Origin of the sequence: Corynebacterium gottingense, from assembly GCF_007559235.1 — a bacterium.
Taxonomy (GTDB): Bacteria; Actinomycetota; Actinomycetes; order Mycobacteriales; family Mycobacteriaceae; genus Corynebacterium; species Corynebacterium gottingense.
Genome location: NZ_VMHH01000006.1, coordinates 19,300 through 45,945, shown reverse-complemented (window position 1 = coordinate 45,945; position 26,646 = coordinate 19,300). Strand labels below are relative to the sequence as shown.

General features: G+C 65.5%; 27 protein-coding genes. 13 read left to right on the top strand and 14 right to left on the bottom strand.

Features of this window, described 5'->3' with window-relative positions; translation table 11 throughout:
• Window positions 1-57 precede the first annotated feature (57 nt).
• Window positions 58-1,023 (top strand): chymotrypsin family serine protease, encoded by a 966-nt coding sequence (locus FPH17_RS07930; protein ID WP_154879664.1) that lies wholly within the window; start codon window positions 58-60, stop codon window positions 1,021-1,023.
• An 8-nt stretch (window positions 1,024-1,031) separates the two neighbouring features.
• Here the strand turns inward: FPH17_RS07930 and FPH17_RS07925 are convergent, their stop codons facing one another.
• From FPH17_RS07925 to FPH17_RS07900, 6 genes are all read right to left on the bottom strand, one after another.
• Complete coding sequence (locus FPH17_RS07925) at window positions 1,032-2,441, bottom strand: PH domain-containing protein (RefSeq protein ID WP_244288083.1); 1,410 nt, start codon at window positions 2,439-2,441, stop codon at window positions 1,032-1,034.
• Complete coding sequence (locus tag FPH17_RS07920) at window positions 2,438-2,950, bottom strand: PH domain-containing protein (RefSeq protein ID WP_238397052.1); 513 nt, start codon at window positions 2,948-2,950, stop codon at window positions 2,438-2,440. Before FPH17_RS07920 ends, FPH17_RS07925 begins: the two co-directional genes overlap by 4 nt.
• A gap of 102 nt (window positions 2,951-3,052) precedes the next feature.
• Window positions 3,053-3,274 carry a type II toxin-antitoxin system RelE family toxin gene (locus FPH17_RS07915; RefSeq protein ID WP_244288093.1) on the bottom strand — a complete coding sequence of 74 codons (222 nt, stop codon included), beginning with the start codon at window positions 3,272-3,274 and terminating at the stop codon, window positions 3,053-3,055.
• Window positions 3,270-3,506 (bottom strand): type II toxin-antitoxin system RelB family antitoxin, encoded by a 237-nt coding sequence (relB, locus tag FPH17_RS07910; protein WP_154879662.1) that lies wholly within the window; start codon window positions 3,504-3,506, stop codon window positions 3,270-3,272. Before relB ends, FPH17_RS07915 begins: the two co-directional genes overlap by 5 nt.
• Window positions 3,507-3,587: 81 nt before the next feature.
• Window positions 3,588-6,725: an error-prone DNA polymerase gene (locus tag FPH17_RS07905; protein WP_154879661.1), complete on the bottom strand. Its 3,138-nt coding sequence runs from the start codon at window positions 6,723-6,725 to the stop codon at window positions 3,588-3,590.
• Window positions 6,726-6,758: 33 nt separating this feature from the next.
• Entirely contained in the window at window positions 6,759-7,316 is a 558-nt protein-coding gene (locus tag FPH17_RS07900) for a mycothiol transferase (protein ID WP_095277736.1), read from the bottom strand.
• An 88-nt stretch (window positions 7,317-7,404) separates the two neighbouring features.
• Between FPH17_RS07900 and FPH17_RS07895 the strand changes: the two genes are divergently transcribed.
• Entirely contained in the window at window positions 7,405-8,433 is a 1,029-nt protein-coding gene (locus FPH17_RS07895) for a helix-turn-helix transcriptional regulator (protein ID WP_154879659.1), read from the top strand.
• Between the two features lie 160 nt (window positions 8,434-8,593).
• On the opposite strand, the gene FPH17_RS07890 is transcribed toward FPH17_RS07895, so the two are convergent.
• Window positions 8,594-9,001 (bottom strand): arsenate-mycothiol transferase ArsC, encoded by a 408-nt coding sequence (locus tag FPH17_RS07890; protein ID WP_154879657.1) that lies wholly within the window; start codon window positions 8,999-9,001, stop codon window positions 8,594-8,596.
• Window positions 9,002-9,010: 9 nt separating this feature from the next.
• On the bottom strand, window positions 9,011-10,057 hold the full coding sequence (arsB, locus tag FPH17_RS07885; protein WP_203085520.1) for an ACR3 family arsenite efflux transporter: 1,047 nt from the start codon (window positions 10,055-10,057) through the stop codon (window positions 9,011-9,013).
• Between the two features lie 115 nt (window positions 10,058-10,172).
• Between arsB and FPH17_RS07880 the strand changes: the two genes are divergently transcribed.
• The 5 genes from FPH17_RS07880 to FPH17_RS07860 all read left to right on the top strand — a co-directional run bounded on the left by FPH17_RS07880 (window position 10,173) and on the right by FPH17_RS07860 (window position 14,772).
• Complete coding sequence (locus FPH17_RS07880; RefSeq protein ID WP_095536509.1) at window positions 10,173-10,520, top strand: ArsR/SmtB family transcription factor; 348 nt, start codon at window positions 10,173-10,175, stop codon at window positions 10,518-10,520.
• A gap of 747 nt (window positions 10,521-11,267) precedes the next feature.
• Window positions 11,268-12,158 carry a MetQ/NlpA family ABC transporter substrate-binding protein gene (locus FPH17_RS07875; RefSeq protein ID WP_154879653.1) on the top strand — a complete coding sequence of 297 codons (891 nt, stop codon included), beginning with the start codon at window positions 11,268-11,270 and terminating at the stop codon, window positions 12,156-12,158.
• A 21-nt stretch (window positions 12,159-12,179) separates the two neighbouring features.
• Complete coding sequence (locus tag FPH17_RS07870) at window positions 12,180-13,064, top strand: MetQ/NlpA family ABC transporter substrate-binding protein (protein ID WP_095277744.1); 885 nt, start codon at window positions 12,180-12,182, stop codon at window positions 13,062-13,064.
• Complete coding sequence (locus FPH17_RS07865) at window positions 13,064-14,095, top strand: methionine ABC transporter ATP-binding protein (RefSeq protein ID WP_095277747.1); 1,032 nt, start codon at window positions 13,064-13,066, stop codon at window positions 14,093-14,095. Before FPH17_RS07870 ends, FPH17_RS07865 begins: the two co-directional genes overlap by 1 nt.
• Complete coding sequence (locus tag FPH17_RS07860) at window positions 14,092-14,772, top strand: methionine ABC transporter permease (protein WP_095277750.1); 681 nt, start codon at window positions 14,092-14,094, stop codon at window positions 14,770-14,772. The genes FPH17_RS07865 and FPH17_RS07860 overlap by 4 nt, the downstream gene beginning before the upstream one ends.
• Window positions 14,773-14,930: 158 nt before the next feature.
• On the opposite strand, the gene FPH17_RS07855 is transcribed toward FPH17_RS07860, so the two are convergent.
• The gene (locus tag FPH17_RS07855) at window positions 14,931-16,091 is read right to left on the bottom strand and encodes a hypothetical protein (protein ID WP_095277752.1); all 1,161 of its coding nucleotides are present in this window, start codon (window positions 16,089-16,091) and stop codon (window positions 14,931-14,933) included.
• 78 nt (window positions 16,092-16,169) lie between these two features.
• On the opposite strand from FPH17_RS07855, the gene FPH17_RS07850 reads away from it, so the two are divergent.
• Window positions 16,170-16,946, top strand: a complete 777-nt coding sequence (locus FPH17_RS07850; RefSeq protein ID WP_154879651.1) for an HAD family hydrolase — start codon at window positions 16,170-16,172, stop codon at window positions 16,944-16,946.
• On the opposite strand, the gene FPH17_RS07845 is transcribed toward FPH17_RS07850, so the two are convergent.
• The 3 genes from FPH17_RS07845 to FPH17_RS07835 are packed head-to-tail and all read right to left on the bottom strand — an operon-like array spanning window position 16,912 to window position 20,137.
• Window positions 16,912-17,850, bottom strand: coding sequence for a sucrase ferredoxin (locus FPH17_RS07845; RefSeq protein WP_154879649.1), 939 nt, complete (start codon window positions 17,848-17,850; stop codon window positions 16,912-16,914). The two genes, FPH17_RS07850 and FPH17_RS07845, sit on opposite strands and share 35 nt — an antisense overlap.
• A 55-nt stretch (window positions 17,851-17,905) precedes the next feature.
• Window positions 17,906-19,453: a Y-family DNA polymerase gene (locus FPH17_RS07840; protein ID WP_154879647.1), complete on the bottom strand. Its 1,548-nt coding sequence runs from the start codon at window positions 19,451-19,453 to the stop codon at window positions 17,906-17,908.
• The gene (locus tag FPH17_RS07835) at window positions 19,454-20,137 is read right to left on the bottom strand and encodes a DnaE2-dependent mutagenesis accessory factor ImuA' (RefSeq protein ID WP_203085462.1); all 684 of its coding nucleotides are present in this window, start codon (window positions 20,135-20,137) and stop codon (window positions 19,454-19,456) included.
• A 205-nt stretch (window positions 20,138-20,342) separates the two neighbouring features.
• Between FPH17_RS07835 and FPH17_RS07830 the strand changes: the two genes are divergently transcribed.
• A complete protein-coding gene (locus tag FPH17_RS07830; RefSeq protein WP_154879645.1) occupies window positions 20,343-20,750 on the top strand; it encodes a hypothetical protein in 408 nt (135 codons plus the stop codon).
• Here the strand turns inward: FPH17_RS07830 and FPH17_RS07825 are convergent, their stop codons facing one another.
• Both FPH17_RS07825 and FPH17_RS07820 read right to left on the bottom strand, forming a co-directional pair.
• Entirely contained in the window at window positions 20,751-21,410 is a 660-nt protein-coding gene (locus FPH17_RS07825; RefSeq protein WP_154879643.1) for a response regulator, read from the bottom strand.
• Between the two features lie 20 nt (window positions 21,411-21,430).
• Complete coding sequence (locus tag FPH17_RS07820; RefSeq protein ID WP_154879641.1) at window positions 21,431-22,627, bottom strand: ATP-binding protein; 1,197 nt, start codon at window positions 22,625-22,627, stop codon at window positions 21,431-21,433.
• Between the two features lie 132 nt (window positions 22,628-22,759).
• Between FPH17_RS07820 and FPH17_RS07815 the strand changes: the two genes are divergently transcribed.
• From FPH17_RS07815 to FPH17_RS07800, 4 genes are read left to right on the top strand one after another with little or no spacing between them, the layout of a single operon-like run.
• Entirely contained in the window at window positions 22,760-23,926 is a 1,167-nt protein-coding gene (locus FPH17_RS07815; RefSeq protein WP_167496795.1) for a PspC domain-containing protein, read from the top strand.
• A gap of 51 nt (window positions 23,927-23,977) precedes the next feature.
• On the top strand, window positions 23,978-24,196 hold the full coding sequence (locus tag FPH17_RS07810) for an ATP-binding cassette domain-containing protein (protein WP_154879637.1): 219 nt from the start codon (window positions 23,978-23,980) through the stop codon (window positions 24,194-24,196).
• Complete coding sequence (locus FPH17_RS07805; protein WP_095553399.1) at window positions 24,186-24,860, top strand: ABC transporter ATP-binding protein; 675 nt, start codon at window positions 24,186-24,188, stop codon at window positions 24,858-24,860. The genes FPH17_RS07810 and FPH17_RS07805 overlap by 11 nt, the downstream gene beginning before the upstream one ends.
• Window positions 24,857-26,599, top strand: a complete 1,743-nt coding sequence (locus tag FPH17_RS07800; RefSeq protein WP_154879635.1) for an FtsX-like permease family protein — start codon at window positions 24,857-24,859, stop codon at window positions 26,597-26,599. Before FPH17_RS07805 ends, FPH17_RS07800 begins: the two co-directional genes overlap by 4 nt.
• Window positions 26,600-26,646: the final 47 nt, after the last annotated feature.

Genomic DNA, 26,646 nt, shown 5'->3' with positions numbered 1-26,646 from the left:
TGTTAGGATTTGCCCCTGTTCCCCCGTTTACACACAACGCTTTGAAAAGAGGCGCACATGTTTCCCACTCTGACGGCACAGCGTCGTCGCAGCCTCGCCGCAGTCGCGGCCGCGCTCAGCACCGCGGCGCTGTTGGCCGGCTGCGGCGACTCGGGCGACCCGGGCGATTCAGAGCCCACGACCTCCTCCCAGAATTCCGCCGCCGCCGAGATCTCGGAGATGCTCAATGCGCCCGTCGAGGCGGATACCTCGACCTCATCCAAGCCGACCACGTCCAGATCGACCACGTCCTCCGCGCAGCGCTCGGCCGAGCCACCCATCGATCGGCGCGCGATCGACCCGGAAAACGACGCGTCCGGCCAGCGCGGACGCGACGATAACCTGGGCATTTACTACCACAACTCCACGGACTGGAAATGGCTCCAGGCGCCGGGCGGGGTCGTTCCAGGCGGCATGATCCACAACGCCACGACGGACACTGAGTGCTCAACGGGCTTTCTCGCATCCAAGGGCGACCGTCTCTTTATCATCACCGCGGGCCACTGTGGCCTGGTTGGCGACGACTTCTACGTCAAGGATTCCAACGGCAATTGGACGCGCGCGGGCACGATGGTGGAGTCGCTGTGGCAGCAGGACCAGCGGACCACCGAATTCGGCACGGACATCGGGCTCATCGAGCTTTCTGGCGAATCCCAGTACTCGTCCTCGCTGCCCTTGGACCGCCCGCTGCAAGGCTGGATCACCCCGCAGGAGGCGCAGCGCCAGGGCATGGCGATTTGCCGCCTCGGCGCGACCACCGGCTACTCCTGCGGCGAGTTCACCGAGATCGGCCACGACGGGCAGTTCTACTTCCGCAACATCTCGGACCGCGGCGATTCGGGCGGCGCGATCTTCGCTGTCAACAACCAGGGCGCGTGGGCGCTCGGCGTGACCTCCAACGGCTCGGACACCAACAAGACCATGCTGGGTGGGATGGAGATCGCCGGCGCCCTCGAGCACTGGGGCCTCACCCTCCACACCTAGCTCACCGCTTATCGACGCCCCTCTGCCACCCCATCAACCGCATCCTCACCCATCACGTCCGTGGGCTCCAGGGCGGGCAGGGTGCGGGCGCGGAAGGCGTCGACAAGCGTGCGCGCCTGCGCGTCGTCTAGGTCGCGGGCGGTGACCTTCACCGCGCCTGGGACGAGGTCGAAGCGCACGTGCGCCAGGCCGAGCCGGCGCTGCCACGGGCCCTGCCTGTAGGTAAGCTCCTGGATGTGCGGGATCTTGACTGCCTGGAAGCGGCGGGTCAGCCGCCCGAAGGTCACACGCGCAACGCCTCGGCCGCTATCTACTGCGACGCTCTGCTGCCGCCAGTCCACCGGGGAGACCCAGCGTGCCTGGCGCGGGCTGCGCGCTGAGACGGTCGCGGTGGAAATTCGAGGTGCGGTGAGTTCGGCAGCGGTAAGTGGGCCGATCGCGTCGATCACGCGGGCGGCCTGCTCGTAGGTGCCCACAGGCAGGAGCTTCGAGGTGCCAGTGGCCTTGTTCATCTCCGAGCCGTACCCCGCAACCGTCACAGAGACCTGCCACCAGCCGAACAGGCGCCACAGCATCGGGCGCTTAAGCTGCACCGCGTGGATCCGGTCCACGGGGACGGCTTGGCGGCGACGGTTGGCCAGCCCGTAGGTCAGGTTGATCACGTCGCCGTCGAGTGAGGAGTTAAAGCGCCACGACTGGTCGATCGTGCGCCAGATCTGTGGCATAAAACTCACCAGCACTGGCAGCACCGCGGCAATTGTCAGCCCGGAGAAGACGGGGATCATCGCCCACGCAACGGTAAACAGGGTGGAAAACTGCAACGCCGCCGCGGCGAGCGAGCGCTTGATGGGGATCGGCGCGACGAGATCTGGGGGTGTGACAGGGGCGGAAAATGCTGCGTCGCCAAGCGGGGCGTGGCCCTGCATACGCGCAAGGATTTCCTTGCGCAGCGACTCGGCCTCGCCACGCGGGAGGAAGGCGACTTCGATGTTGGCCTGCGCACCACCGGCGGCCTCGATACGCACGCCGGCCAGGCCGAACAGACGCGGGGCGAACGGCTCGACAATGTCGACGGCTTGGACTCGGTCGTAGCGCGCCGTGCGGATCTGCGTAGTGAGCACGCCGCGGCGCATCTCGATCTCCTCGTCGTCGACGCGGAATCCCGTGCGCGCCCACCACAGTTGCGATACCCCGAAGATGACGAGTAGGGCGAGCACGACGGCGCCGAGCGCCCAGCCCGCCTCGGTGAGCCCAACGTCTTCTTCATCCAGCCAGTTGTAGATGGGCATGGTGAAGTTGAACACCGCGATCGCCAGGAGGGCCAGCAGCGTCGTCCACACGCGCAACAGCGGGGTCAGGCGGTGGACGCGGCGGTACTCGGGCTGGTGCTGTTTCTGGTCTTGCGCAGACTGAGTCACAGGCCACTCATCCGTTCGCGCGCCTTGACGGCCAGCCGGTCGCGCAGCGCGTCCGCATCCGCTGCGGGAAGTCCAGGCAGACTCGCATCCGAGGTAGTCGACGCCGTGTTGACTTCCAGCTTTTTCAGCCCCAGGGCGCGCGAGACCGGCCCGGAGGTGACGTCGACAAACTGCACACGCCCGTAAGGCACAACCGTCATGGTGTGCCACATCTTGCCTTTGCTCAGCACCAGGTCATCATCGGTTTCCAACCACCCCATGTTGCGCACCTGGAACGGAATCAGAAAGTACTGCCAGACAAAATAGACCGCGCACACCCCGAGCGGGATGGCCCAGCCCCAGCCCCACTTCCACCACGCGAACCCCAGAAACCCCAGGACGATCAGGGCCCAAATGGTGTTGGATACCAGCTTGGGCACCATCAGCTTTGGCGAAACGCGGTGCATCTGTTCCACGGATGTCGGCAGCTGCGGAACTGCGGGTTCAAGCGGAGACGGGGTGGTTGACATGGTGGTCAACCTACCAAAAGCCCCCTACCGGTGAAGCGGCGCGGGTCCGCGTGACGAGTGCGGTCATAATTTCAGCCGTAGATGCTGCTGCGGTGTCCTACGTCAATGACAACAATAATCACCTGCTGATCGTGAATATCCTGCGATGACCCGAAAATTCCCCACTCGCCATCGCCATAACCCTACTTTGTTCGCTACAAGTGGCTTTCCTCGCGAACGTGGGTCTTCCAGCTCTGCTATTTCACGCAACGTTGAAGAAATTCGGCGCTGCGCTGCTTTATCGAGTTTTCGAAATGCTTTCGCCGCTCGTGGAGTGAAGTTAATTTCCTAAGCCACACTCAGCCTCAAGCTCATCGAGTGAAAGGGTTTTCACTTCACCTCGACGTACGGCCCCAGCTTCTGCTTCAAGCGTTTGTACGTATTCCAGCTCATCGAGGTGAGCCTCAAGCGCCTGTCGAACATAGTAGGAACCAGGCCGCCCCGTTTTCGCAGCTAGCTCATCCAGTCGCCGCTTCTGTTCCGCGTCCACACGCAATCGAATTACTGACCCGTTCATGCGTGAAAGTTTACAGTCTTGCAAGAGCTCAGAACAGGACCACTACTTTTCTCCGGCGCCTCGGGCCGGAAAAACATCCACCTACCGGAAGTCACGGGAGCCACGCGAGAGCCACTCCCCTAACTCGAGCGGCTCGAACTTGTCCGCCACCACGCTGACCGCGCCGGTGGCGTTTTGCACGATGCCGCGCACGATCAGCGCCCGCGACGTGCGCGCGAGCACACGCTGCCTGCCCCACAGGCCGGGCGAGACCATCACGTTGAGCAAGCCCGTCTCGTCCTCCATGCCCAGGAAGGTCAGGCCCTGGGCGGTGTGCGGGCGCTGCCGGTGCGTCACCACCCCGGCGATGCGCACGCGCGTGCCGTCCTCCACGCGCTTCAGGTCCGTCGCGCGCAGGATCCCCGCGGCGTGGAGCTGTTCGCGCAGCGCCTCCATCGGCTGCATTCCCGGGGTCACCCCGGTGGCGGCGACGTCGGCGGCGAGCAGCTCGAACGCGTTCATGCCCGGCAGCGCGGGCGCGCTAATCGCGGACAGGCCGGGGAGCATCCCGTCGCGCTCGGTGGCGGCCACGCCCGCCTGCCACAGCGCCTGCCTGCGGTCCACGTCAAAGCAGTCCAGTGCGCCTGCCCGCGCGAGCGCCTCGACCTGCTCCACCTTCAGTTCCGCCCGGCGCGACAGGTCCGGGATCCCGCTAAACGGCTGGGCGGCCTCGACGCGGTCGGCGGCCGCGTCGCCAAGCCCGCGCACCAGGTTCAGCCCCACCCGGATCGTCTCGTTGTCCAGGCAGCGCGCCTCGCGGCCCGACTCGTTCACGCTCACCGGCAGCACGGTCACGCCGTGGCGCCGCGCGTCCTGGATGAGCGACTGCGGCGAGTAGAACCCCATCGGCTGCGCGCGCAGCAGGCCCACGCAGAACTGCGCCGGGTAGTAGCACTTGAACCAGGCGGAGAAGTACACCAGGGAGGCGAACGACTGCGAGTGCGACTCCGGGAACCCGTAGGCGGCAAAGGCGACGATCTTGGTCCACAGCTTCTCCGCCACTTCCTCCCCGATCTGGTTGGTCTCCCAGCAGCCGCGGTAGAAGCGCGCCTTCAGCGCCGCCATCTTCGCTGGTGAGCGCTTCGAGCCCATGGCGCGCCGCAACGCGTCCGCCTCGCGGCCGGAAAAGCCCGCGGCGTCGACGGCGATCTGCATGAGCTGCTCCTGGAACAGCGGGATGCCGAGCGTCTTGCCCAGCGACTTCTCCAGCACGGGGTGGTCGTACACCACCGGCTCGAGGCCATCGCGCCTGCGCAGGTAGGGGTGGACGGACCCGCCTTGGATCGGCCCGGGGCGGATGAGCGCGACCTCCACGACCAGGTCGAAGAACACGCGCGGTTTGAGCCTGGGCAGGGTGCCCAGCTGCGCGCGCGACTCCACCTGGAACACGCCGACGGCATCGGCGCGGCAGAGCATGTCGTAGACGTGGGCGTCGTCAAGCGAAAGCTCCCACAGGTGCACCTCGCGGCCGGTGGTGTCGCGCACGGCGTCAATCATGTGGTGCAGCGCCTCGAGCATGCCCAGGCCCAGCATGTCGAACTTGACCAAGCCTGCCGACGCGCAGTCGTCCTTGTCCCACTGCACCACCGAGCGCCCCTCCATACGCGCCCACTCCACGGGCACCACATCGGCGATCGGGCGGTCACAGATCACCATGCCGCCCGAGTGAATGCCCAGGTGGCGGGGTTGCCCTTCAAACTGTGTAGCAAGCTTATCGACGCTACCAGGCACCTCCTCAACGCCCTTGGCCCACCCATCCGCGGCCCCCTGCGCGTACCCCAGCGCGCGAGCCGCGTCCCGCACCGCGCCCTTGCGGCGGTACGTAATCACATTGGCCACCTGCGCGGCGTTGTCGCGCCCGTACTTGGCATAAACGTACTGGATGACCTCCTCGCGGCGGCCGGACTCGATGTCGATGTCAATATCGGGCGGGCCCTCCCGGTCCGGCGACAGGAAGCGCTCGAAAAGCAGCCCCGCCGAGATCGGCTCTGCGTTCGTGATGCCAAGCGCGAAGCACACCGCCGAGTTGGCCGCCGAGCCTCTGCCCTGGCAAAGGATGTTCTCGCGGCGGCAGAACTCCACGAAATCGTGGACGATGAGGAAGTAGCCGGGGAAGTTCAGCTCCTGAATCACATCCAGCTCGTAGCCGATCTGCGCCATCGCCCTCGCGCGGACCTCCTCCGACCAGGAGGCGTAGCGCAGCTTCGCGCTGGCGAGGGTGAGCGCGCGCAGGTGCTCCATCTCGCTGCGCCCGTCCGGGGTATCAAAGCGCGGCAGTTCCGGGGCGACCAGGTTGAGCGTAAACGCGCACTGCTTCGCCAGCTCCACTGTGTAGGCGAGCGCGTCCTCGCAGCCCGGGAGCATGCGGGCGAGCTGTTCGCCGGAGCGCAGCCAATTCGCGCCCATCGGATGCAGGTAGCCGTTGGCCTGGGCGAGCGAGTCGCGCCTGGCGAGCGCGCGCTTGGCCTGCGCGAGGCGCGCGTGTTCCCGCGTGGCTGCGCCGGGAGCGGCAGTAACAATGGCGGGCAGTGTGTCGTGACGGTCCAAAAGCTCGTGGTGCTCCGCGTCTTGCGGGGTCATGGACGCCTCATACTCGCGCACGACGTTTCCGGGCCCGAACGCATCGACCAGACGATCGATGGCACCCTTTTCTTCTGCCCACTGCCAGCCCGCCAGCACCACGCAGGTCCCGCCGAGTTCCTCGCCGATCAGCTCCAACGGCGGGTAGGCCACCTTATCCTTCTCGCGCGTTGCCATGTGCGCCTCCGCCATGAGGTGCGACAGGCGCTTGTAACCCTCGGGCCCGCGTGCGATGACGGGGAGGACGCGCCCGTCCAGGGTCAGCTCCGCACCGAAGACGGTACCCACTCCTGCAGCCGCGGCGGCCTCCGCGAACTTTACCGCCCCGTAAAAACCGTCCCTGTCCAGCAGCGCGAGCGTCTCGACGCCCAGTGCCGCGGCTCGCGCGACCATCTCCTCCGGCTCGCTCGCACCCGAGAGGAAGTTGTAGGCGCTCACGGCGTGGAGCTCGGCGAACGGGACGCGCGAGGTGCTCGACACGCGCTGCGGGCTCTGAGCAGGCGCGGTGTGCTGCACCGGCACGGGTGCAGCCGTCTCCGCGCCGGAGAGGATCCGCTCCAGCTTGGACCACGAAAGTGGCGCGCCTCCATTGAATCGCATGTTCGAAACGCTAACAGGTTTCGAACCTCCGTGCTACCTCGCCCAGGGGGTGACGTACTCGTTAGGCTCCCACCCCTCGGTTGCGGCAAGAAGCTCAGCCGCCTGCGCGCCATCAAGTTCCTCGCGCATGATGTCCGCATGTCCCGCATGCCGCGCGAACTCTTCCACATAGTGCACATAGAGGTAACGCAGCTTCGCCGGACGCGCCTCATCCATGCCATACCAGGGGAAGGGGCCGACAGGCAGCTCCGCCTCCAAGTCGCCGCCACGACTCATCTGCATAAAGTCAGCACGAACCACATCGAAGCGCTCCAACAAAACCTCCAGCACTTCTTCCTCGGTCGGCACAAAGCTCGAGGCAAAGTCCACAGCCGCATCCTTGTAACCTTCGTTTCCGGCTCGGGAGAGCGACTGTGCCATCACAAACGTGACGTGCTTGAGAATGCCACTGACACTCAGATCACTACGCAGTGGTGTGCGGCGCGCAGCGGCATCATCAAGCCCGTAGGCGCTGGCACGGACCGCATCGAGTTGCGCATCGAGGTAGTTGCACAGAGTATCCAGCTCATTGTCCTTGCGTGGGAAGTACATCAGGTTTCCTTTCTGTCGAACGATGACACCGATACCCTAAAATGCCTTCCGGACAGCTCTTGTCCGCAGTGTGAAGCACAATAGAGCAATGGCGGATACAACACAGCGAGTCCTCCAACTCCTCGGACTCTTGCAAGCGCGCGCCACTTGGCAGGCACACGAGCTCGCAGCGAAACTCGGCGTCACGGAACGCACGGTTCGCAGAGACATCACTCGCTTGAGAGACCTCGGTTATCCAGTCCATTCGAGCCGCGGTCTTGACGGCGGCTATCAGCTCGGCGCAGGCCGACATCTACCGCCACTCCTGCTCGACGATTCCGAAGCCATCGCACTCGTGGCCAGTCTGCGTATGAACGCCCTTTCCGGCACCGACGAATTCGGCGAGGCCGCATTCCGAGCCCTTACCAAACTCGACCACGTCATGCCGCCACGCCTGCGAGCCATCACGCATACGCTCACAGGCGCCTCGACCACACTCAATCACGAGGGTTCCGCTACCCAGCAACAACAAAAAAGCAATCTAAAGCTGCTCCAGCAGCTCACCAACGCTCTCCGAGATCACGTACTGGTGCGCTTTACGTACCACAAACCGTCCGCCACCCCTACGGAGCGCGAGGTTGAGCCAGCCAAGCTCTTAACCCAAGGAGAGTACTGGTACCTCCAAGCCTTCGACAGAGGCCGCAACGACTGGCGAACGTTCCGACTCGACCGGATAGCAGAGCCCCACGTCACTACATGGACGTTTAGCCCTCGTGCAGCCCCACCTCCAGCTTTAAGCACCAATATCGCGCAACGTTTCAGCTGCGCGGCTCGCGTCCAACTCACAGCGGCACCGGAAGAAGTCGCCGCCCGAATCCCCTCCCCGTACCGCTCAGAGATCGAAGCTACTGATCACGGCTCTAGCTTCATCACCGGTGCGCCGGACTGGGACGATCTTGCATGGCATTTGCTCTGGGTATGTCGCGATTTAGACACTCAACTACTCATGGATTCCAGCCCCGAAGCCGACCATCTGCGCGACGCACTGCGCCGCATTGCAACGGACGCGCAAAATGCCGAAGCAAACACAGCTCACAAAGTACAGCGGTGTAATTCGTGCCACAATGCGGGGGTGTGAGGATCGAGAAGCAACGCTGCCGAAAACCGTCCAGTAATCCGAAGTGCGCAGCCTCCCCCTCCACCACCCACTTCCGCGGCACGTCGCCGGCACGCATGCAGGCGGCGAGGTTCCGCAATAAGCAGCGAATCCCGATGATCCCCGGCGTAGTAAAGGTCCGCTACAGGAGTTCATCGATAAGCGAGCGCACGCGATTGTCAATGTCGTCGCGTACGAGGCGCATACGCTGCATGCCTTCGATGCCGCGGAGCGACGGTTCGTCGGTACGCCAGCGCTCCAGCGTGCCGCGGGCGTCGTCGGGCATTTCCACCTGCGCGTCTTCGCCGAGCACCACGACGCGATCAACGCTGCGCAGCAGTTCCGGATCGATGGGTTTGGGCGTGCCGTGCGACATGTCGGCGCCCGCCTCTGCGATCGCCTCGACCGATTCCTGGTTCAGCGACGTGCCAGGTTTCGTGCCCGCGGAGTGGATACCGAGCTGGCTACCCGCGTGCTTCTCGGCGAGCGCCGCCGCCATCTGGGACTTTCCGCCGTTGCCGACGCACACAAACAGGACTGAGGGCTTCATAACGTCTCCTTAGGACAATTTGGGAAGGGTTGGGTCACCCGGGAACAATTTCGGGCCTACCCCACGCATGACGTAGACGAGGCCGACGAGGATGGGGATCTCGATGAGCGGCCCGATGGTGCCCGCCAGCGCCTGGGCGGAGGTGGCGCCGAAGGTACCGATAGCCACTGCGATGGCCAACTCGAAGTTGTTACCAGCGGCCGTGAATGCCACCGAGGCCGACTCGGCGTAGTCCATGCCGGACAGTTTGGCCACCACGAGCGCAATAGTGAACATGCCGACGAAGTAGCACAGCAGCGGGATCGCTACCCGAGCCACCGTCCATGGCTGGGAGAGAATCTGGTCGCCTTGCAACGAGAAGAGCAGGACGATTGTGTACAGCAGGCCGATAAGCGCAAGTGGGGAGATCCGGGGCAGGAAGGTGTTTTCGTACCAGTCGCGGCCCTTGGTGCGCTCGCCGATGATGCGAGACAGCAGACCGGCGAGCAGCGGGATGCCCAAAAAGACCAGCACGGAGGACACGATCGCCCAGAAGGAGAACTCCACCGAGGTGGTCTCCAACCCCAGCCAGCTCGGCAGGATTTGCAGGTAGAACCAGCCGAGCACGCCGAACATGACCACCTGGAACACCGAGTTGATGGCCACCAACACTGCGGTGGCTTCCCGGTCAGCGCAGGCGAGGTCGGACCACACCAACACCATGGCGATGCAGCGGGCGAGACCGACGATGACCAAACCGGTGCGCAGTTCCGGGGCGTCGGGCAGGAAGATCCAGGCGAGCGCGAACATGAACGCGGGGCCGACAATCCAGTTCAAGATGATGGACACGGTCATGAGCCGTTTATCGGTGGCAATCTCGCGGGTCTTGTCGTAGCGCACCTTGGCCAAAGGTGGGTACATCATCACCAACAAGCCGAGCGCGATCGGCAGCGAGATGCTTCCGACTTCGAGACGCTCAAGTGCGCCCGAAAGCCCCGGCACCGCTCGGCCGAGGGCGAGGCCCGCTGCCATGGCGAGCATGATCCACACCGGTAGGAAGCGGTCAAGAAATGACATACGCTCTACTGGCTGAGAGGTTGTGTCTTCCATCTGGAATCCTTATCTTTTGACAACAATCAACACGAACACTAGGCATCATATTTATCACTGTCAATATGACAAGGTAGGAAGCATGAAAGATTACGTCCCCGCCACAGAAGACGTTGGCCTTGACTGCTGCTCGCTGGGCTCCGGCTTGCTCTCCGAAGACGACGCGACGCGTTACGCGGCCCTATTCAAAGTTTTAGCGGACCCCGGCCGGCTGCAACTCCTTTCCAGGATCGCCGAAGATGGCTGCGAACCGATGAGCGTGGGCGAACTCACGCAGCGCTCTGGGCTAAGCCAACCGACAGTTTCCCACCACCTCAAAATGCTTACCGAGGCCGGTCTCCTAGAAAAGAGCCGCCAGGGCAGGACGGTCATACACCGGCTGCGCCCAGAGCTGTTCGAGGAGCTTCGCACCGTGCTCCAGATGGACTGAGACTAACGGGCACAGACCCTCTAACTCCCGCAGCACGTAGCTTGGCCACGTCTTCTAATGCATACGTCGCGGCGATTTGGGGTCGTTACCGCCGGAGAGGTTCACTTGCGACAGACGTACCCGGCGCGCAGCGCGCAGTGGTTGAGCCAGACGTCGTCTGCACGCGGTGCAACGTCCAGAAAATCGGTGCCGCTCGACGAGACGAATGGCCATGCCAGGCGGGCAGAGCACGCCGTCGACGCCAGTGATCACGCTGTGGCCGGGGAACTTGTGGAAGGTTTAACCCTCGCGCAGCCCCATTCCCAGCATCAAGCACCAATATCGCGCAACGTTTCAGCTGCGCGGCTCGCGTCCAACTCACAGCGGCACCGGAAGAAGTCGCCGCCCGAATCCCCTCCCCGTACCGCTCAGAGATCGAAGCTACTGATCACGGCTCTAGCTTCATCACCGGTGCGCCGGACTGGGACGATCTTGCATGGCATTTGCTCTGGGTATGTCGCGATTTAGACACTCAACTACTCATGGATTCCAGCCCCGAAGCCGACCATCTGCGCGACGCACTGCGCCGCATTGCAACGGACGCGCAAAATGCCGAAGCAAACACAGCTCGCAAAGATACGCATGGGCCAATTCCAAAGACAATATAGACAGCTTAGTAAGCAATATGCCGTGAAAATAGACTAAGCGGTACATTGGGTGCTAGATTTCTATCCGTCAACAATTCCCATACTCAACAAAGGAGCCAACATGCGTATCCCGCGCACTCTCGCCACGATCGCGGCCTCCACCCTTCTTGCCACCAGCCTCGTCGCCTGCTCGAGCGAGTCCGACGACACGGCCGGCCAGAACACCGACGGCGACGGCACCGTCACCGTCAAGATCGGCACCACGGATGCAGACCAGAAGGCGTGGTCCGTCTTCTCGGACCTAGCCGCCGACGAGGGCATCGACCTGGACATCGTCCAGTTCTCCGACTACGCCCCGGTCAACGAGGCGCTCGCGCAGGGCGAGCTGGACCTGAACAAGTTCCAGCACATCCTCTACCTGTCCTCCTATAACAAGGACTCCGGCAACGACCTCAAGGTCGTTGGCTCCTCCGAGATTTACCCGCTCGCCCTGTTCTGGAAGGATCACGACTCCCTCGACGGCATTAAGGGCGAAGAGGTGGCCATCCCCAACGACGACACCAACCAGGGCCGCGCCATCAACGTGCTGGTCCAGGCAGGCCTGCTGGAGTTGAAGGACGGCGCTGACGAGTACGCGCCGGCTCCGGTCGATGTAGACACCGAGGCGTCCAAGGTCTCCGTGGTCCCGGTGGACGCATCCCAGACCCCGTCTGCGTACGGCGAGGGCCGCCCGGCAATTATCAACAACTCCTGGCTGGACCGCGCCGGCATCGAGCCGGATCAGGCCATCTTCCAGGACGACCCGGGCTCCGAGCAGGGCGAGCCGTACATCAACGTGTTCGCCTCCCGCGCCGAGGACGTGGAAAACCCGACCTACGTCAAGCTCGCCGAGCTGTGGCACGACCCGGCCGTGACCGAGGCGGTCCAGGAGGACTCCCGCGGCACCGCCGTTGAGGTCAGCCGCCCGGCCAACGAGCTCAACGACATCCTCGACCGCCTGCAGAGCAAGTAGTTAGCAAAGGAATTTACCGTCATGCGTACCAACCGTTTCCTCGCCGCAGCAGCGGCCTCCGTTATCGCCGCGACGAGCCTTGTGGCGTGCGGCTCCGAGTCGGATTCGTCGAATAGCTCCGGCGATACCACCACGGTAAAGATCGGCACCACCGACGCCGATCTGAAAGCGTGGTCCGTGTTTGAGGAGCAGGCCAAGGAGCAGGGCATCAAGCTGGACATCGTCCGCTTCTCCGAGTACCCGCAGGTCAACCCGGCGCACACCGAGGGCCAGATGGATGTGTCGAAGTTCCAGACCATCAACTACCAGGCGCAGTACAACGCCACCTCCGACGAGGATCTCCGCATCGTCGGCTCCGGCGAGATCAACGTGCTGGGCCTGTTCTGGAAGGATCACGATTCCGTCGACGGCATCGAGGGCCAGGAGGTCGCGATCCCGAACGACCCGTCCAACCAGGGCCGCGCGATCAACGTGCTCGTCCAGGCCGACCTGCTGAAGCTGAAGGAGGGCGCGCCGAAGCTCACGCCGACCCCGGCAGACATCGACGAGGCCGCCTCCAAGGTGAAGGTCGTCGCCGTCGACGCCTCCCAGACGCCGAACGCGTACCACGAGGGCCGCCCGGCGATCATCAACAACAACTGGCTGCAGCGCGCCAGCATCGACCCGGCTTCCTCCGTCGCCGCGGACGACCCGAACTCCGAGCTGGCCGAGCCGTACATCAACGTCTTCACCGTGAAGGCGGACGAGGTGGACAACCCGACCTACGAGAAGCTCGTGGAGATCTGGCAGTCCGCCGAGGTCACCGAGGCGCTCAACGAGGACTCTAACGGCACCGCCGTGCAGGTCCAGCGCTCCAAGGAGGACCTGAACAAGATCCTCGATGAGCTTGTGGAGGAGTACAAGTAATGTCCACCACCGGCACCCGGATCGAGTTCCGGGACGTTTCCAAGGTCTTCAAAACCGGCAACCGCGAAGTCACCGCCGTCGACGGCGTCACGCTCACCGTCGAGCCGGGTGAAATCCTCGGCGTCATCGGCTACTCGGGTGCCGGTAAGTCCACGCTGGTTCGCCTCATCAACGGCCTCGATGCCCCCACGGGCGGGCAGTTGCTTCTCGACGGCACCGACGTCGTCGGCAAGTCCGAGCGCCAGCTCCGCAGCATTCGCCGCAATGTTGGCATGATCTTCCAGCAGTTCAACCTCTTCAATTCTCGTACCGCTGCTGGCAATATTGAGTACCCCTTGAAGCTCGCGGGCGTCGATAAGCAAGAGCGCAAACGCCGCGTGAACGAACTGCTCGACTTTGTGGGCCTGGCCGAGCGCGGCAAGAACTACCCCGAGCAACTCTCGGGTGGCCAGAAGCAGCGCGTCGGCATCGCGCGCGCCCTGGCCACCAACCCCTCGCTGCTGCTCGCCGACGAGGCGACCTCCGCGCTCGACCCCGAGACCACGCACGAGGTCCTCGAGGTGCTGCGCCGCGTGAACGAAGAGCTCGGCATCACCATCGTGGTGATCACTCACGAGATGGACGTGATCCGCTCCATCGCCGACAAGGTCGCCGTCATGGAGGCCGGCCAGGTCGTCGAGTACGGCAGCGTCTACGACGTCTTCTCCGACCCGCAAACCGCGGTGGCCAAGCGCTTCGTCTCCACCAGCCTGCGCAACACCCCCAACGAGGTAGAGGCACAAGAGCTTCTCGACGCCGAACCCGGCCGCCTCTTCACCGTCGACCTCTCCGAGGACTCCGGCTTCTTCGGCGCAGCCTCCAAGGCCCGCGAACGCGGCGTGAGCGTCCAGCCCGTGCACGCGGGCATTGCCACCCTGCAGTCGCACTCCTTCGGCAAGATGACGGTGCGTCTCAACGGCGACGACGACGCCATCAACGAGTTCCTCCACACCCTGCAGTCCACCACCGACATTGAGGAGATCACCCGATGAACGAAATGATCCTCGCCGAACCCGACTGGGACCGCCTCGGTCCCACCTTCATCGAATCCATCGGCGACACCATGTGGATGGTGGGCATCACCATGGTCGTCGGCGGCTTCTTCGGCCTGCTTCTGGGTATCTTCCTCTACACCACCCGGCCGGGCGGCATTCTGCAGAACGCGGTGGTGTACTGGATCATCAACATCGCCGTGAACTTCTTCCGGCCGATCCCGTTCATCATCATGATCGCCATGCTCTACCCCATCACGCTCGGTGTGGTAGGCACGACCATCGGCCGCGGCGCCGCCACGTTCGTCATGTGCTTCTCCGCCACATTCACCGTGGCCCGCATCGTGGAGCAGAACCTGGTGGCCATCGACCCGGGCGTGATCGAGGCGGCCCGCTCCATGGGCGCCGGACCGTGGAAGATCATCCAGTCCGTGATCCTGCCTGAGGCGCTCGGTCCCCTGATCCTGGGCTACACCTTCATCTTCATCGCCGTGATCGATATGTCCGCGATGGCCGGCTACATCGGCGGCGGCGGTATCGGTGACTTCGCCATCGTCTACGGCTACCGCCAGTTCGAGCCGCAGGTCACTTGGGCGGCCGTGATCGTCATCGTGGTCGTGGTCCAGCTCGCGCAGCTGCTGGGCAACGTGCTGTCGAAGAAGGTCATGCGCCGGTAGGTGTAGGCTGCGCCGGTTCTATTTGACGAGAACCCCTTGACGAAGGTGCTGGGATTCACCAGCGATCTCGTCAAGGGGTTCTCGTCATGTGTCTTGTCGGGGCCGCGCACGTCCCGTCGGCCGCGCAACCCCGTGGCCCCCGCAGCCCGACGGTCAGCCTAGAGCTCCTCGGCGAAGAGCGTGACGTTCTCTGCGGCCAGCATCTCCATGGTCAGGTCGTCGACGGGGATGGCCTGGAACGCCGCGCGGTCGGGCAGGCCCTCGTCGGTAAGCTGCCCGGCGCTGGCGTCCATCACAGCGACCATCCGGACGTACTGGTCGGCGGTCAGGCTGGCAACAAGGCCCTCAATGGTGTCCTCGTTGTCCTCGCCGAACCACCACGGCGGCACCAGGTCGTTCACGGCGCGCGGCAGCCAGGACTGAATGTGCTCGAGGAGCCCCATCAGCGCGTCCAGCCCGAGCGCCTCCGGCTCGGTCCGCTCGGCCATCCTGTCCACAACGTCCGCCATTTTCAGAGGGAACTCATAGCGGGGCGAGTGGGCCGCGAGGAATCTCAGGGACTGCGCCAGGGCGTCGATGACAAGGCGTCGATAGGCGTTGTCCTCCTGGAAGGCGTCGGTGAAGCGCAGATCGCTGACCTGCTTGGCATAGGCCGCCTCGGCGTAGAAAGACGCGGGAGGCAGGCCAGGGAGGGCGTCGAGCATGCGCTCGGGCACCGCGGCGAGCGCGCGGAGAACACCGAACGCTGGGCCGTCGGTGCGCAGCGTCACGGCCGCCATGATGTCCGCAACCTCGGCGTACACCTCCAGCTCGGGCGCCGGGTCCTCGGTCCAGAGCGAGGCGTGGAACGCCAGCCCCTCGTCGGTCTGCTCCGGCGCGGGAAGGAGGCCCGGCAGCTCCGCGCAGACCTGCTCGACCGCGCCCAGGTCGAAGTCGCCGGCCGCAATCCACCCGCGGCGGGCGAAGTACCGAGCCGGGACAAAGCGCGGGTCCAGCTCCGACAGCCGCGCCAGTTCCTGGTCGATCCGGTTCAGGCGCAACATTGCCTCTGCGGGCGAGATCCCCTCGTCGAGCGCCTCGCGCAGCTCCCCGATGCCGTTGAGCGTGTGTGCCAGCGACTCGACCGCCTCATCCGGGTATTCGGTCGGCAGCTCCTCGGAGCCGGTGTATTCGTCCGCGGCCTCCCGCACCGCGTCGACGAGCGCTTGCGCGAATTCCGCCTGCTCCTCGTCCTCGGGGCGGAAGAAACGCGGCGCGACCTCGGCCTGGATCTGCAGGGGTGCGCCGCCAGCATTTGTTTCCCATTGTGCGATAGCCATACGGGAAGTATATGGGCGCGGACGCGATGCTGTCGGTGCAAGTTCATGGCCTCGTGCTGCACCCCTAGACTCGTCAGTATGAAGATCGCGGCCTTTGACTTCGACGGCACCCTCCACCACCCCGACGAACCGAACGGGTTCAGCCCCGCCGACCTCGCCGCGATCCAGGCGTGGCGCGACGCCGGCCACCTCGCCATTTCCGCCACGGGCCGCTCCCGCTCCGCCCTCGCTTACGGCATGCGCGGCAGCACGCTCGCCTTCGACTACCAGGTCCTTTCCAATGGCGCGTCCGCCACCACGGGCGACAACCGCGAGCTCATCTTCGGCTACACCATCGACCCGGACGTGCTCCTCGCCGCGCTGGACGCCTTCGGCGAGCGCGCCGGCCTGGCCATCTACGGCACGACGATCGGCCCCGTCGACGGCGTCTTCGCTGACAACACCGGCGGGGTGAGCCACTTCACCGAGCACTTCACCCCCATGACCCGCGCGGACATCCCGGAGCATCAGTTCGCGGTGGTGCCGATCTGGGTGCCCACGGATGAGGCGCTGCGTCGCGAGGTCGTGGCCTGGGGCGAGTCGCTTGCCGGGGACTACACCGTCGCGCAGAACCAGCAGTACGTGGACATCATGGCGCCGGGCCGTACGAAGGGCGCGGGTATCCTCGAGCTCCTCGACCGCCTGCACATCGACCGCGCCGACGTGGAGCTTTACACGTTCGGCGACTCATGGAACGACATGTCCATGCACACCATCGCGGACCATTCGCACAGCTTCACTCACTCCCCGGCCGATGTCCGCGCGGCCACCGACCACGTGATTAGGCGCGTGGCGGACGCGCTGTCACCGCGGTAGGCACCCAGCTCTCGCCGTCCTTCGCGGGCTTGCCGCACGATGGCACGACCCCCGAAATCTCTTTGCGCGCCAGCTCCACGGTGTAGGACGCCCCGTGCCTATCGACGCGCACGTAACCCCCATCACCCGTCACCGCAACGTCGGTGACCTCTAGCTCGCCGTAGCGGACCTGCTCGCCGGCACGCGCCAGTTCCGCCGCGACCGCGACCTCGGCGGCCTGCGCCGGCGCGCTCAGCGTGCCGCGCCCCCGGTTGCCGGGGACGAAGTACTTGCCGTGCAACGCGGCCTCCAGCATGGCGTCGGTGGCCTCGAACGTCATCCGGCCAAAACTATAGGCCCACGGCATGAGCAGCATCGTCGGCGCGAAGCGGTGGCCCTTGATGTGCGAGGTCTCCCACACCACGTCGTTGCCGTGGCCGAACGGGTACTTCTGCACCAGCTTGTTGATCATGCTGCGGCCCTTCACCGCGCAGCAGCGGTCGCGCTTGGCGTGCGTGCATACAAGCAGCAGTGGCTTGGTACGCGCAGTCGCGCCCACTGCGGCATTCTTGCCCGGGCCGGACAGGTCCAGCTCCAGGAGTGCTTCGGGGCCGTCGACGTGCATGACCTCGGTGGCCTCGTCCTCGGCGAAGACGAGGTAGACGTGGTGGTCGTCGATCTGGCGGCCCTCGCGCGTGGGGTGGCGGATGAGGAGCAGCGAGGCGTCGTACTCGGCGAGGTGCGCCTTGAGCTTCTCGGTGAGCTCTGCCCCGAGCGTGCCGCCGTCGAGCACGTCGTGGGTCCAGGCGTGCGGCCACTCGAAGAGCACGTACGTCGAACCCGGCTTCGCCGTGCCGGGAAGCGACTCGACCTGGACGTCGGAACAGGACGCGGCCGGGGTACTGGTCAACGTTTCCTCACTCATGGCCTCTACCCTACAACCTTTAGGGTGCCCTAATACACGGCCCTAATACACCACCTCAATACACCGCTTCGACGCGCCAGCTGCGCCGAGTCCACACCAGCAGCCAGGCTTCCACGGCGCTGCCCGCCTCCGGCTCCTCGCCGACGACCTGGAGTCGCGCCACGCGCTGCCCGGCTGCACCCCACCAGCCCTCGTCCACGGGCCAGGGACCAGCCCAGCCCGTGACCAGGTACTTGTGTGTGCCCCAGGCCAGCGCGTAGGGGTCCGAGGACAGGAGGGCTTCGGCGGTGACGGTGATGGGGTTGGCGTGGGCGTCGATAAGCATGATGCGCGAGGCCGGGTGGTCGATGCCGCCGCCGAGGCGAGCCGGCAGCGGCGCGGGGATCGCGCCCGGCCAGGGACGCGCGGCCGTAGCGGGCGGCTGCTCGCCGAAGGGGGAAAAGACGATGCGCTCGGCCACTCCGCGGCCGCCGACGGCGCGCGGTTGGACTACTGCGTCGATGCCCAGCTGGGACTGCACGCGCTCGATCACGCGGCGCGCCTCGCCGCGCGTCTGCGCCGCCCCGCCGCCGAAGAGCTCGCGCGCCTCGGGCGCGGCCAGCTCGAGCGGCTCCAGGATGAGGGAGGTGATCGCGCCGGCGCCGCCGCCGGTGAGCCAACCGTCGAGCTGCCAGCGCACGCGGTCCGCGGTGGCGGACTCGGTGAGTGCTTCGCGGGTGCGCCAAACGCGCTCGACGCGCTCGCCGGTGGCCAGCTCCGCGATCACCTTCAGGCGCAGGCAGCTCGCGCCGCGCTCGGCGAGGCGCTCGTGCAGCGTGGCGGCCAGCGCGCGGGCAGCGAACGCGGCGGCGTCGACGCGCTCGATCGGGTCCTCCGGGGTCAGCCCGACGGCCAGGTCCGCGGCCGGGAGTTCGGGGGCGACGCGGCGATCCGGTGCGGCGCTCGCGATGCGGTGGATGCGCATCCCGCCGGCCCCGAAGCGGGTGGTTACTGCCTGCGGGGGCAGTTGCGCGAGCTGGCCCAGCGTGGTGATGCCCAGCTGGCCGAGCGCGTTGACGGTCGGGATGTCCGCGCCGAGCGCCACCTCCGCGACCAGGGTGTTCAGTGGCTGCTGCGCGAGGAATTGCGCGGACGCGCCCGGGGCGACGAGTTGGGAGGTGCGCGTGGCAATCACCGCGGTGGCCAGCTCGTCGGCGGCGCCCACGAAGGCTTCGATGCCGCTGCGCTGGGCGGCGTCCAGCATCATTTCCAGCGCCGTGTCCTCGCTGCCGTGGAAGCGGGCCGCCGCCTGCAGGTCCGCCGCGATCAGGCCGGGGCGCAAGACCTCGACGGAGGCGGCGACGTCGTCGAGCCCGCCGGCGAGCGAGGCGAACATGCGCCCGTCGCGGTCCGGGTTATCCTCCACCACCGTGAGCTCGGGCGCGAGCGCCTGGGCGTTGCGCACCCGCATGCCGCGGCGCACGCCCGCCCGGCGCGCGGCCTGCGAGCACACCTTGATCCGGTGCTGCGCGGCAATGGCAATCGGTTCTTGCAGCGTATCGGCCGCGTCCAGGGTGGCGGCCTGCACGGGCCAGTCGGGGAACCACAGCGCCGCCACCCGCATTTAAGGCACCGCCTTCAGGCGACGGCCGGGGGCAGCGCTCGCAGCACCCGCAGCGCTCGCAGCACCTGCGCCGAGGGTGAGCGTCGCCGTCGCGCCCGGCCATCCCTTCGCCTCGGCGCGCACGCGCACGTCGATCCCCCGGATGCGCCCCGTGCCTCGGCCGATGCCGTGGAACTGCGCGATCTGCCCGGTGACCCGCAGCGCGGGCGAAGGCACCGACACGTTCACCGCCACCAGCGCGGCGTTGCCCTTGCGCAGTCGCGCGAGCAGTGGCCGGGAGCGCACCGGGCTCAGCTGGAGCGCAGTCCGGGTGCGCAGCACCACCAGGTCGAGCCCCTCTGCGAGCACGCCCGCCACCGCGAGGTCCTCGATCCCCGGCTCCGGCACCGCGATCACCCGCTCGAGCGCACTGGCCGCCACGCCCGCGTACGAGAGCTCCGGCCACCCGATCACGCCCGCGCTGCCTCCCGCCCCGGCAACGCGGTCGAGCAGCTCGACTACCAGCGCGGGCGTCTCGCTCACCTGCGTGACAGCGTGGCGCGGCAGCCCGCCATTCGGCAACACCTGCGAAAAACCGCCGCCCACAGGCAGCACATCCTCGCCCACCACAACGTTCGGCGCTGCCTGCCCGCCCATCTCCGCCATCCGGGCGCGGAGCTGCGCAATCCGGGCATGCCGATCCACTTCAGGGACACTTTCCACACCCTGACCTGTGCTGTTCTGCACCCCGCCGAGCGCTCGAATGGACGTTCTGTTCACGCCACATAGTATGCACCCCACCCCAAACATGAGCAACCGCCGAGGTCGCACGGGTTTGCGAATATAGCGAGCTACGCTTCTCGACGCCGCACCCTCCGCCACCCCACCTACCCCTGCTACAGTACTGCCCATGTTCCCCAGCGACATCCGCTCCCGCGTCACCCCAATCCCCACCCCGCTCGCCGTGCGCGCCGCGGGGTCCGCGGGGGTGGCCGGGTCGGTGGCCGTCATGGCGTCGTCGGCACCAATCGCGGTCCGGGCGGGCGTCGCGCTTGCCTGCATCGCGGTGGCGCTCGGCGTGACGCTTGCGCACCCCTACCGGCGCGCGATGCGCGAATTTGCGGCGCAGAAAGGTGCGTCCACGGTGGCGTCGATAAGCATGCTCGTGCCGTTGATGCTCTGGTGGCTGCTGCTCATGCTTGCGCCGCTACTGCAGTGGCCGGTGTGGGGCGCGCTGCTCGTGTTCGTGGGACTCTTCGCGCTCGCGTGGCTACTATTTCCTCACGTCGACGGGTCGCGGCGACTCGCCTACGCCTAGCTAGTCCAAGTCCCGGTCCGCAGCCCAGCGGGTGAGCTGGTGGCGGTTGGAGGTCTGCGTCTTGCGCAAGATATTCGACGCATGCGTCTCCACCGTCTTCACCGAGATGAACAGCTGCTTGCCAATCTCCTTGTAGGTGTAGCCGCGGGCGAGCAGGCGCAGCACCTCCAGCTCGCGGCGGGTCAGCGCGTCCACCGCAGGGTCCTCCACCTTGACCGGCTCGCCCGCCGGGTCCTCGACCACCCCGCCGGAGGCGAAGGCGTCGAGGACGAAACCGGCCAGGCGCGGCGAGAAGTACGCATCCCCACCGTCAACTCGGGCGATCGCCTCGGCGAGCTCCGCGCCGTCGATGTTCTTGGTCACGTAGCCGCGCGCACCTGCGCGGATCAACGCGATGACGTCCTCGGCGGCGTCGGACACGCTCAGGCACAGAAACTTCGCGGCCTGCTGCGTCTTTTGCACCGCGCGCAACACCGCCAGCCCGCCGCCGTCCGGCATGTGCACGTCGAGCAGCACGACGTCCGGGTTGCTCGCGCGGATGCCCTCGATCGCCTCGGCGACGGTGCCGGCTTCGCCGACAATCTCGACCTTTTCCGCCAGCTCGGCGCGCACGCCGGCGCGGAACACGGAGTGATCATCAACTAGAAAGACGCGAACCATACCCATAAGGCTAACGGTGCCTACAGCGTCAGCTCCACTTCCGTCCCCTCCCCCGGCGTCGACGTGATCCGGGCCGTCCCGCCGGCGCGCTCCATGCGTCCAACGATGGAGTCGCGCACCCCGTGGCGGTCCTCCGGGATCGAGCCCTGGTCGAAGCCCGCGCCGCGGTCGCGCACGAACACGGCGAGCTGGCCGGCGAGGTTTTCGGCGTAGACGTCGATCGCTTCGGCGCCGCTGTGCTTCGCGGCGTTCACCATCGCCTCGCGCGCGGCCAGCGCCACCGGCTCGTTGCCCTCCGTGAGCGCCGGGTCTTCGCCCACCGTGACGGGTCGGATCACCACGCCGAAGGCGTCCTCGACCTCCCCGGCCGCCAGGTTGAGCGCCTGGAAGAGTGAGGTGGGCGTCGTCGAGGGGTGCTCGGGGGCGTCGAAAAGCCAGGCGCGAAGCTCGCGCTCCTGGCCGCGCGCAAGGCGGGCGACCTCCTCGGGGTGCTCGGCCTGCTTCTGAATCAGGGCGAGGGTCTGCAACACCGAATCGTGCAGCTGGGCGGCGATCTCCGCGCGCTGATCCGCTACCGCCTTCGCCTCGCGCTCCGCGAGCAGCGAAGAGGTCAGGCGCATCAGCAGCGGGATGACCAGCACCGCCACGCCGCACACCGTGACCAGGACCGACACCACCACCCCGGTGATGCCTGCGCGCTCGCCCAGCATCGCGATTGCAAACACCCCGCCCATCACCAGCAGCGCACCCACCGACAAGGCGATCACGTTCGCCGTCGTCCCCATCTCCCTGTCGTAGGCCTGCAGCGCCAGCACCGCGCCCACGGTAAACAGGCCGAGGACGAGCACCACCGAGCTACCGAAGCCGCTCGACACCTTCAGCGAGACGAGCGCGCCCGCGACCGCCACCGCCACCAGCACGAGGTTGACCACCCGCGTCCAGCTTTGATGTCCCACAATCTCCGGTGTCACCGCCGGCTCAGCGTCGGTGGTCTTCGGCTCCAGCGGCGTGGTCATCCACAGCGCCGCGTAGGCCAACGCGCCAGCGCCGCCGACGAATGCGCCAACGATGAAAAACAGGCGCACCCAGCGCTCGTCCACCCCGAGATACCGCGCCAGGCCCGAGGCAATGCCTGCCACCATGAGGTTGCGGCGGCTGCGGGTGAAGCGCGAATACAGTGCGGGGGGCTGCGCTGCGTACGGGGTGGATTTTGCCATGCCCTCAATTCTTCCACCCGCACCTGCAGCGCGGATCGGGGACAACCCTGACTTTTCCGCGCACCCCGCCGCGCGCAAAGTTCAGGGGAATTCCGGATGGTCGCACCACCTCTGACCGGCGATAATGAAGGTATGGAAACGACACAGACCTTCACCAAGATGTGGGAGACCCGCCCGCCCCGCATCCCGAAGGACCAGGGCGGCAACGCGGTCCTCGCCGGTGTGGCCGAAGGCTTCGGCGCACGCTACAACATCGACCCCGTGATCATCCGCATCGCCTTCGTCGTCCTCACCCTCTGCTTCGGCGGCGGCCTATTCCTCTACTTCCTGTGCTGGATCAACATGGGCCGCTTCGGCGTCCCGTTCAGCCCCTGGTCCGCGCTCGCCACCGGCCGAGGCAACATCGCGCGCGAGTCGAAGACGGGCAAAAAAGAACGCACTCTGGCGATCTGGCTGCTCATCGGCATGTTCGTCTTCTTCCCGTCCCTGTCCTACGCCAGCGACGGCACCACCATCTACAGCGCCGCCATCACCTTCGCGCTCTTCGGGCTGGGCTGGTACCTGCTCTACCAGCGCGCCCCGGAGCCACCCGCTGGGCTCCTCGTGCCGCAGCAGGGGCGCACGCTTCACGACGCTCACCCGTCCGGTCCCTACACCGCCCCCGGTAACACCGACGCAGGCGGATCCACCGCGTGGCGAGCAGACGCGGCCGAATCCCCAGAGAACCCTTACGCGCAATCCGCCACGGCGAACCTGACCACCCCGCCGGAATTCCCGCACCCCGCCACCCCGCCGACGTGGGACCCACTCGGTGCTGCACCGGAGCTGTGGCACCTGCCGGATCCGAACAGCGAGGCCGACGCTTCCGACGACGACACGCCTCCGAAAGGCTCCAAGCGCAGCTGGTGGATCGCCATCGCCGTCGTGGTCGGCGTGCTCGTCCTGGGAGTGATCTCCGCCGTCGTCGAGAACGGTAACGCGGGCAACATGTTCGGCGGTTCCAATATCACCACCACCACGGAAACCGAGGTCAACGACGTCTCCGAGACCATGGGCGACGTGAACGTGGACTATCGCGACCTCCCGCCCCTCGATCAGGAGCGCACCGCCACGCTGCACACCAACATCGGCAACGTGGACGTCGTGCTGCCGAAGGACGTGCCGGTCGAGGTGCACTGCTCGACCAACCTCGGCTCGACCGACTGCCCCACCGATACCGTCAACCCCGATGCACCGGGCAAGACACTGCGTATCAACGCCACCACCAACATCGGCAACGTCACCGTCCGCGAGCCTTAAGGGGCCCTTCCGGTTTTAGAGTGCGTTGATTTTGTCCTGTAGTTGTCCGGAGTGGATCAGGCACCGCAAGATGTAGTGGTTGAGGTTGGCGCCGCTTTTTCGGGTGGCGAAATGAAAAGATTGTCAATTGTCTATGCCCTGACATTGGGCCGTCGCGGGATCATTCTGGATGCGCCGACGAACGGTTTAAACGATGAAATTGTCGAACGCCTTTTGACAACGCTACGTGAATATCGCAGCACCCGTACTTGGGTAGCGTATGCGCTCTAACAAGATAGGAATTGTGATGGTCGCAATAGTTTGGAATAAAATCTCTTTTCGATACTCGAAATATGGGCCATATATTCTGCGGGATGCCGCGCTGTCGTTGTCACGGCCTGGCATCTACGAAGTCCGGGGCCCATCGGGAAGCGGTAAATCCACGGTTCTGGATCTGTTAGCCGGTCTGCGCTCACCCAGTGAAGGCAGGGTAACCATCGACGGTAAACGGTTCGGAAAGGGCGCGGCCAAGAAGCTAACCTCGTGGCGGGCCGCGCACGTCGGGTACGCACCACAGGCACCGACCCTCCTGCCTAGCCTCAGCTGCCGGGAGAACCTCGAGCTGGCAGTTCACGTCGCCGGACAGGGCCTCGACGCCCAGGGCAGGGATGAGCTACTTGGCACGTTGGGCATGCAGCCTTTCACAGAAGCCCTGCCGGGGGAGCTATCCGGGGGTCAACGCCAGCGCGTTGCGGTGGCCCAGGCACTAGCTTCCCAACCGGACTTGGTGCTCATGGATGAGCCCGTCAGCGCGCTTGATGGAGCGAATGTCACCGTGGTCGAGGACTTGTTGCGCCAGTCGGCGAAGCGGGGAGCGATAGTGGTCTATTGCTCCCACCGTGAGCTTTTCGACGGGCAGGCAAAAACGCTGCTGCAGATGGGGCATAGCTCATGAAGACCATGACTCCCACCGCCGCCTACCGGAGAGAGCTGTCGGTGACGGCGCGCCCCTTCATCGGGGGAATCGTACTGGCTGCGGTAGTAATAGGCACGCTCGTCGGCACCATCCTTTACGTCGCATTCTCGACTGGCGGAAGCAGCGACTTCAAGGCCGGCGTGACGAATATGAGCCTGATTGCGATCATCCCGGCATTCGCCGGGGTCCGGTTGGCGCATCAGAATTTTATCGCTGACCACCGAAATACCGTGCAAGCGCTGCGGATTCTCGGCATAGGTAGGGCGTTTTTCACCAGGCACCTGCTCCTGCAAGGGGCGTGCCTGGCGCTTCTGGCAAGCGCTTCGGCGGTCGTGTTGGGACGGTTGTTAGCGGCGCCGCTTTTCAAGGTGATTCTGCTAGGGCTCAACAAACAGCTGCCAGATCACTGGGGCTCGCCCATTGACGTTGCCTGGTCGTCACTGCTGGTCTTAGTCCCCTTGTACCTCCTCGGCGTGGGGATTCTCAACGTCGACAAGGTGCTGGCCAAAACCGGGGATCTGGGAGCGGCGACAGAAGGTAAGTCCAAATCCTTGGTGGGGCTGGTTGGCCTAGTGCTCGCAGTGGTCAATATTGCCGCGGGTATCTGGTGTATGGTGACGACTCCGCCAGGGCCTGTCGTGTTGATATTCGTCTTCACCTTGCCGTTCCTCGCTGTCACACTTGCCGGCACCTTCGCCCGGGCGCTAGCTCGTTGGGCAGCCGCAGCGATCAAAAAGGTGAGCGGATGGTCGGCACCCGCGCTAGGCATCCGCTCCTCCGAAACCGTCGGGACGACCTCGAGGGTGGGGCTTGCTACCGCGCTCGTAGCCATTCCGCTGGCAAGCTTCACAGGTGCACAGACCTCGTTATGGGCGGCAAATTACGTAGGCTCCCAGAATTTCCAAACGGTCCCAGTCGTCGTTGGCCAAGATTTTCGCCTACTGGAAGCGCAGGAAGCAGACGGTGTATGTGAGGAGATCGGCGACGACTGCCGTGGGGTCGTCTACTGGCAGCCTTCGGACTTCGAATCCGCGGGGGAGACCTCCGTACCGATGGAGAAGGCGAATGACTATTCTCTGGCCGGATCGAATGACCACGTGATAGGGCAGCTACTCTCGCCCGCGGCGCCGGTGAAAGCTCACAGCCCCTTCTACCCAGACTTCATGGTGCCGTTCTCCGGTATTTCTAGCGAGTCTCCGGTCAAACCGGAATGGGGGCTTCCCGTGGTCGCAGAATCGGCTAGCGCACCGGATCATCTCCGAGTGGAGTCCGCGCAGGATTGGGTACGGCATGTGGATATGGATAGCCAGATCATGTACGGGCCCCACGGCGACGGAACCGCCGGCTTCGTACCCACCGCGGCCTACACTCTGCTGGCGATCTGCCTGGTCCTCGCGGTCTCTGTGATGGGCAAGCGGGCCAATTTGCATGCGTTCTTCTCACCACTGCGTCTTCTGGGCCGTACCCAAGGCGCGATCCAGCGAGCAGAGTTCTGGGCAATCCTCTTTCCGTACTGTGTTGCCATGCTGACAGCGCTCCTAGTGGGCATCTGGTACACGGTCGCCGTCCATGTCGCAGTCTCGGCGTACCCGGGGGCGCTGCTGCCTTACCTTCCCCCAGGGCTATGGGTGCTCTTCGTCCTCGTCTTCTTAGGCACGAGTGCGACTGCCTTCTTGCCAACTCCAGACAAGGACGAGCGTGGCGCAGATGCGCCCTAGACACTTGCGTGCCGGCGCCTAAAGAGACCCCTGCAACGCGAAGCGCC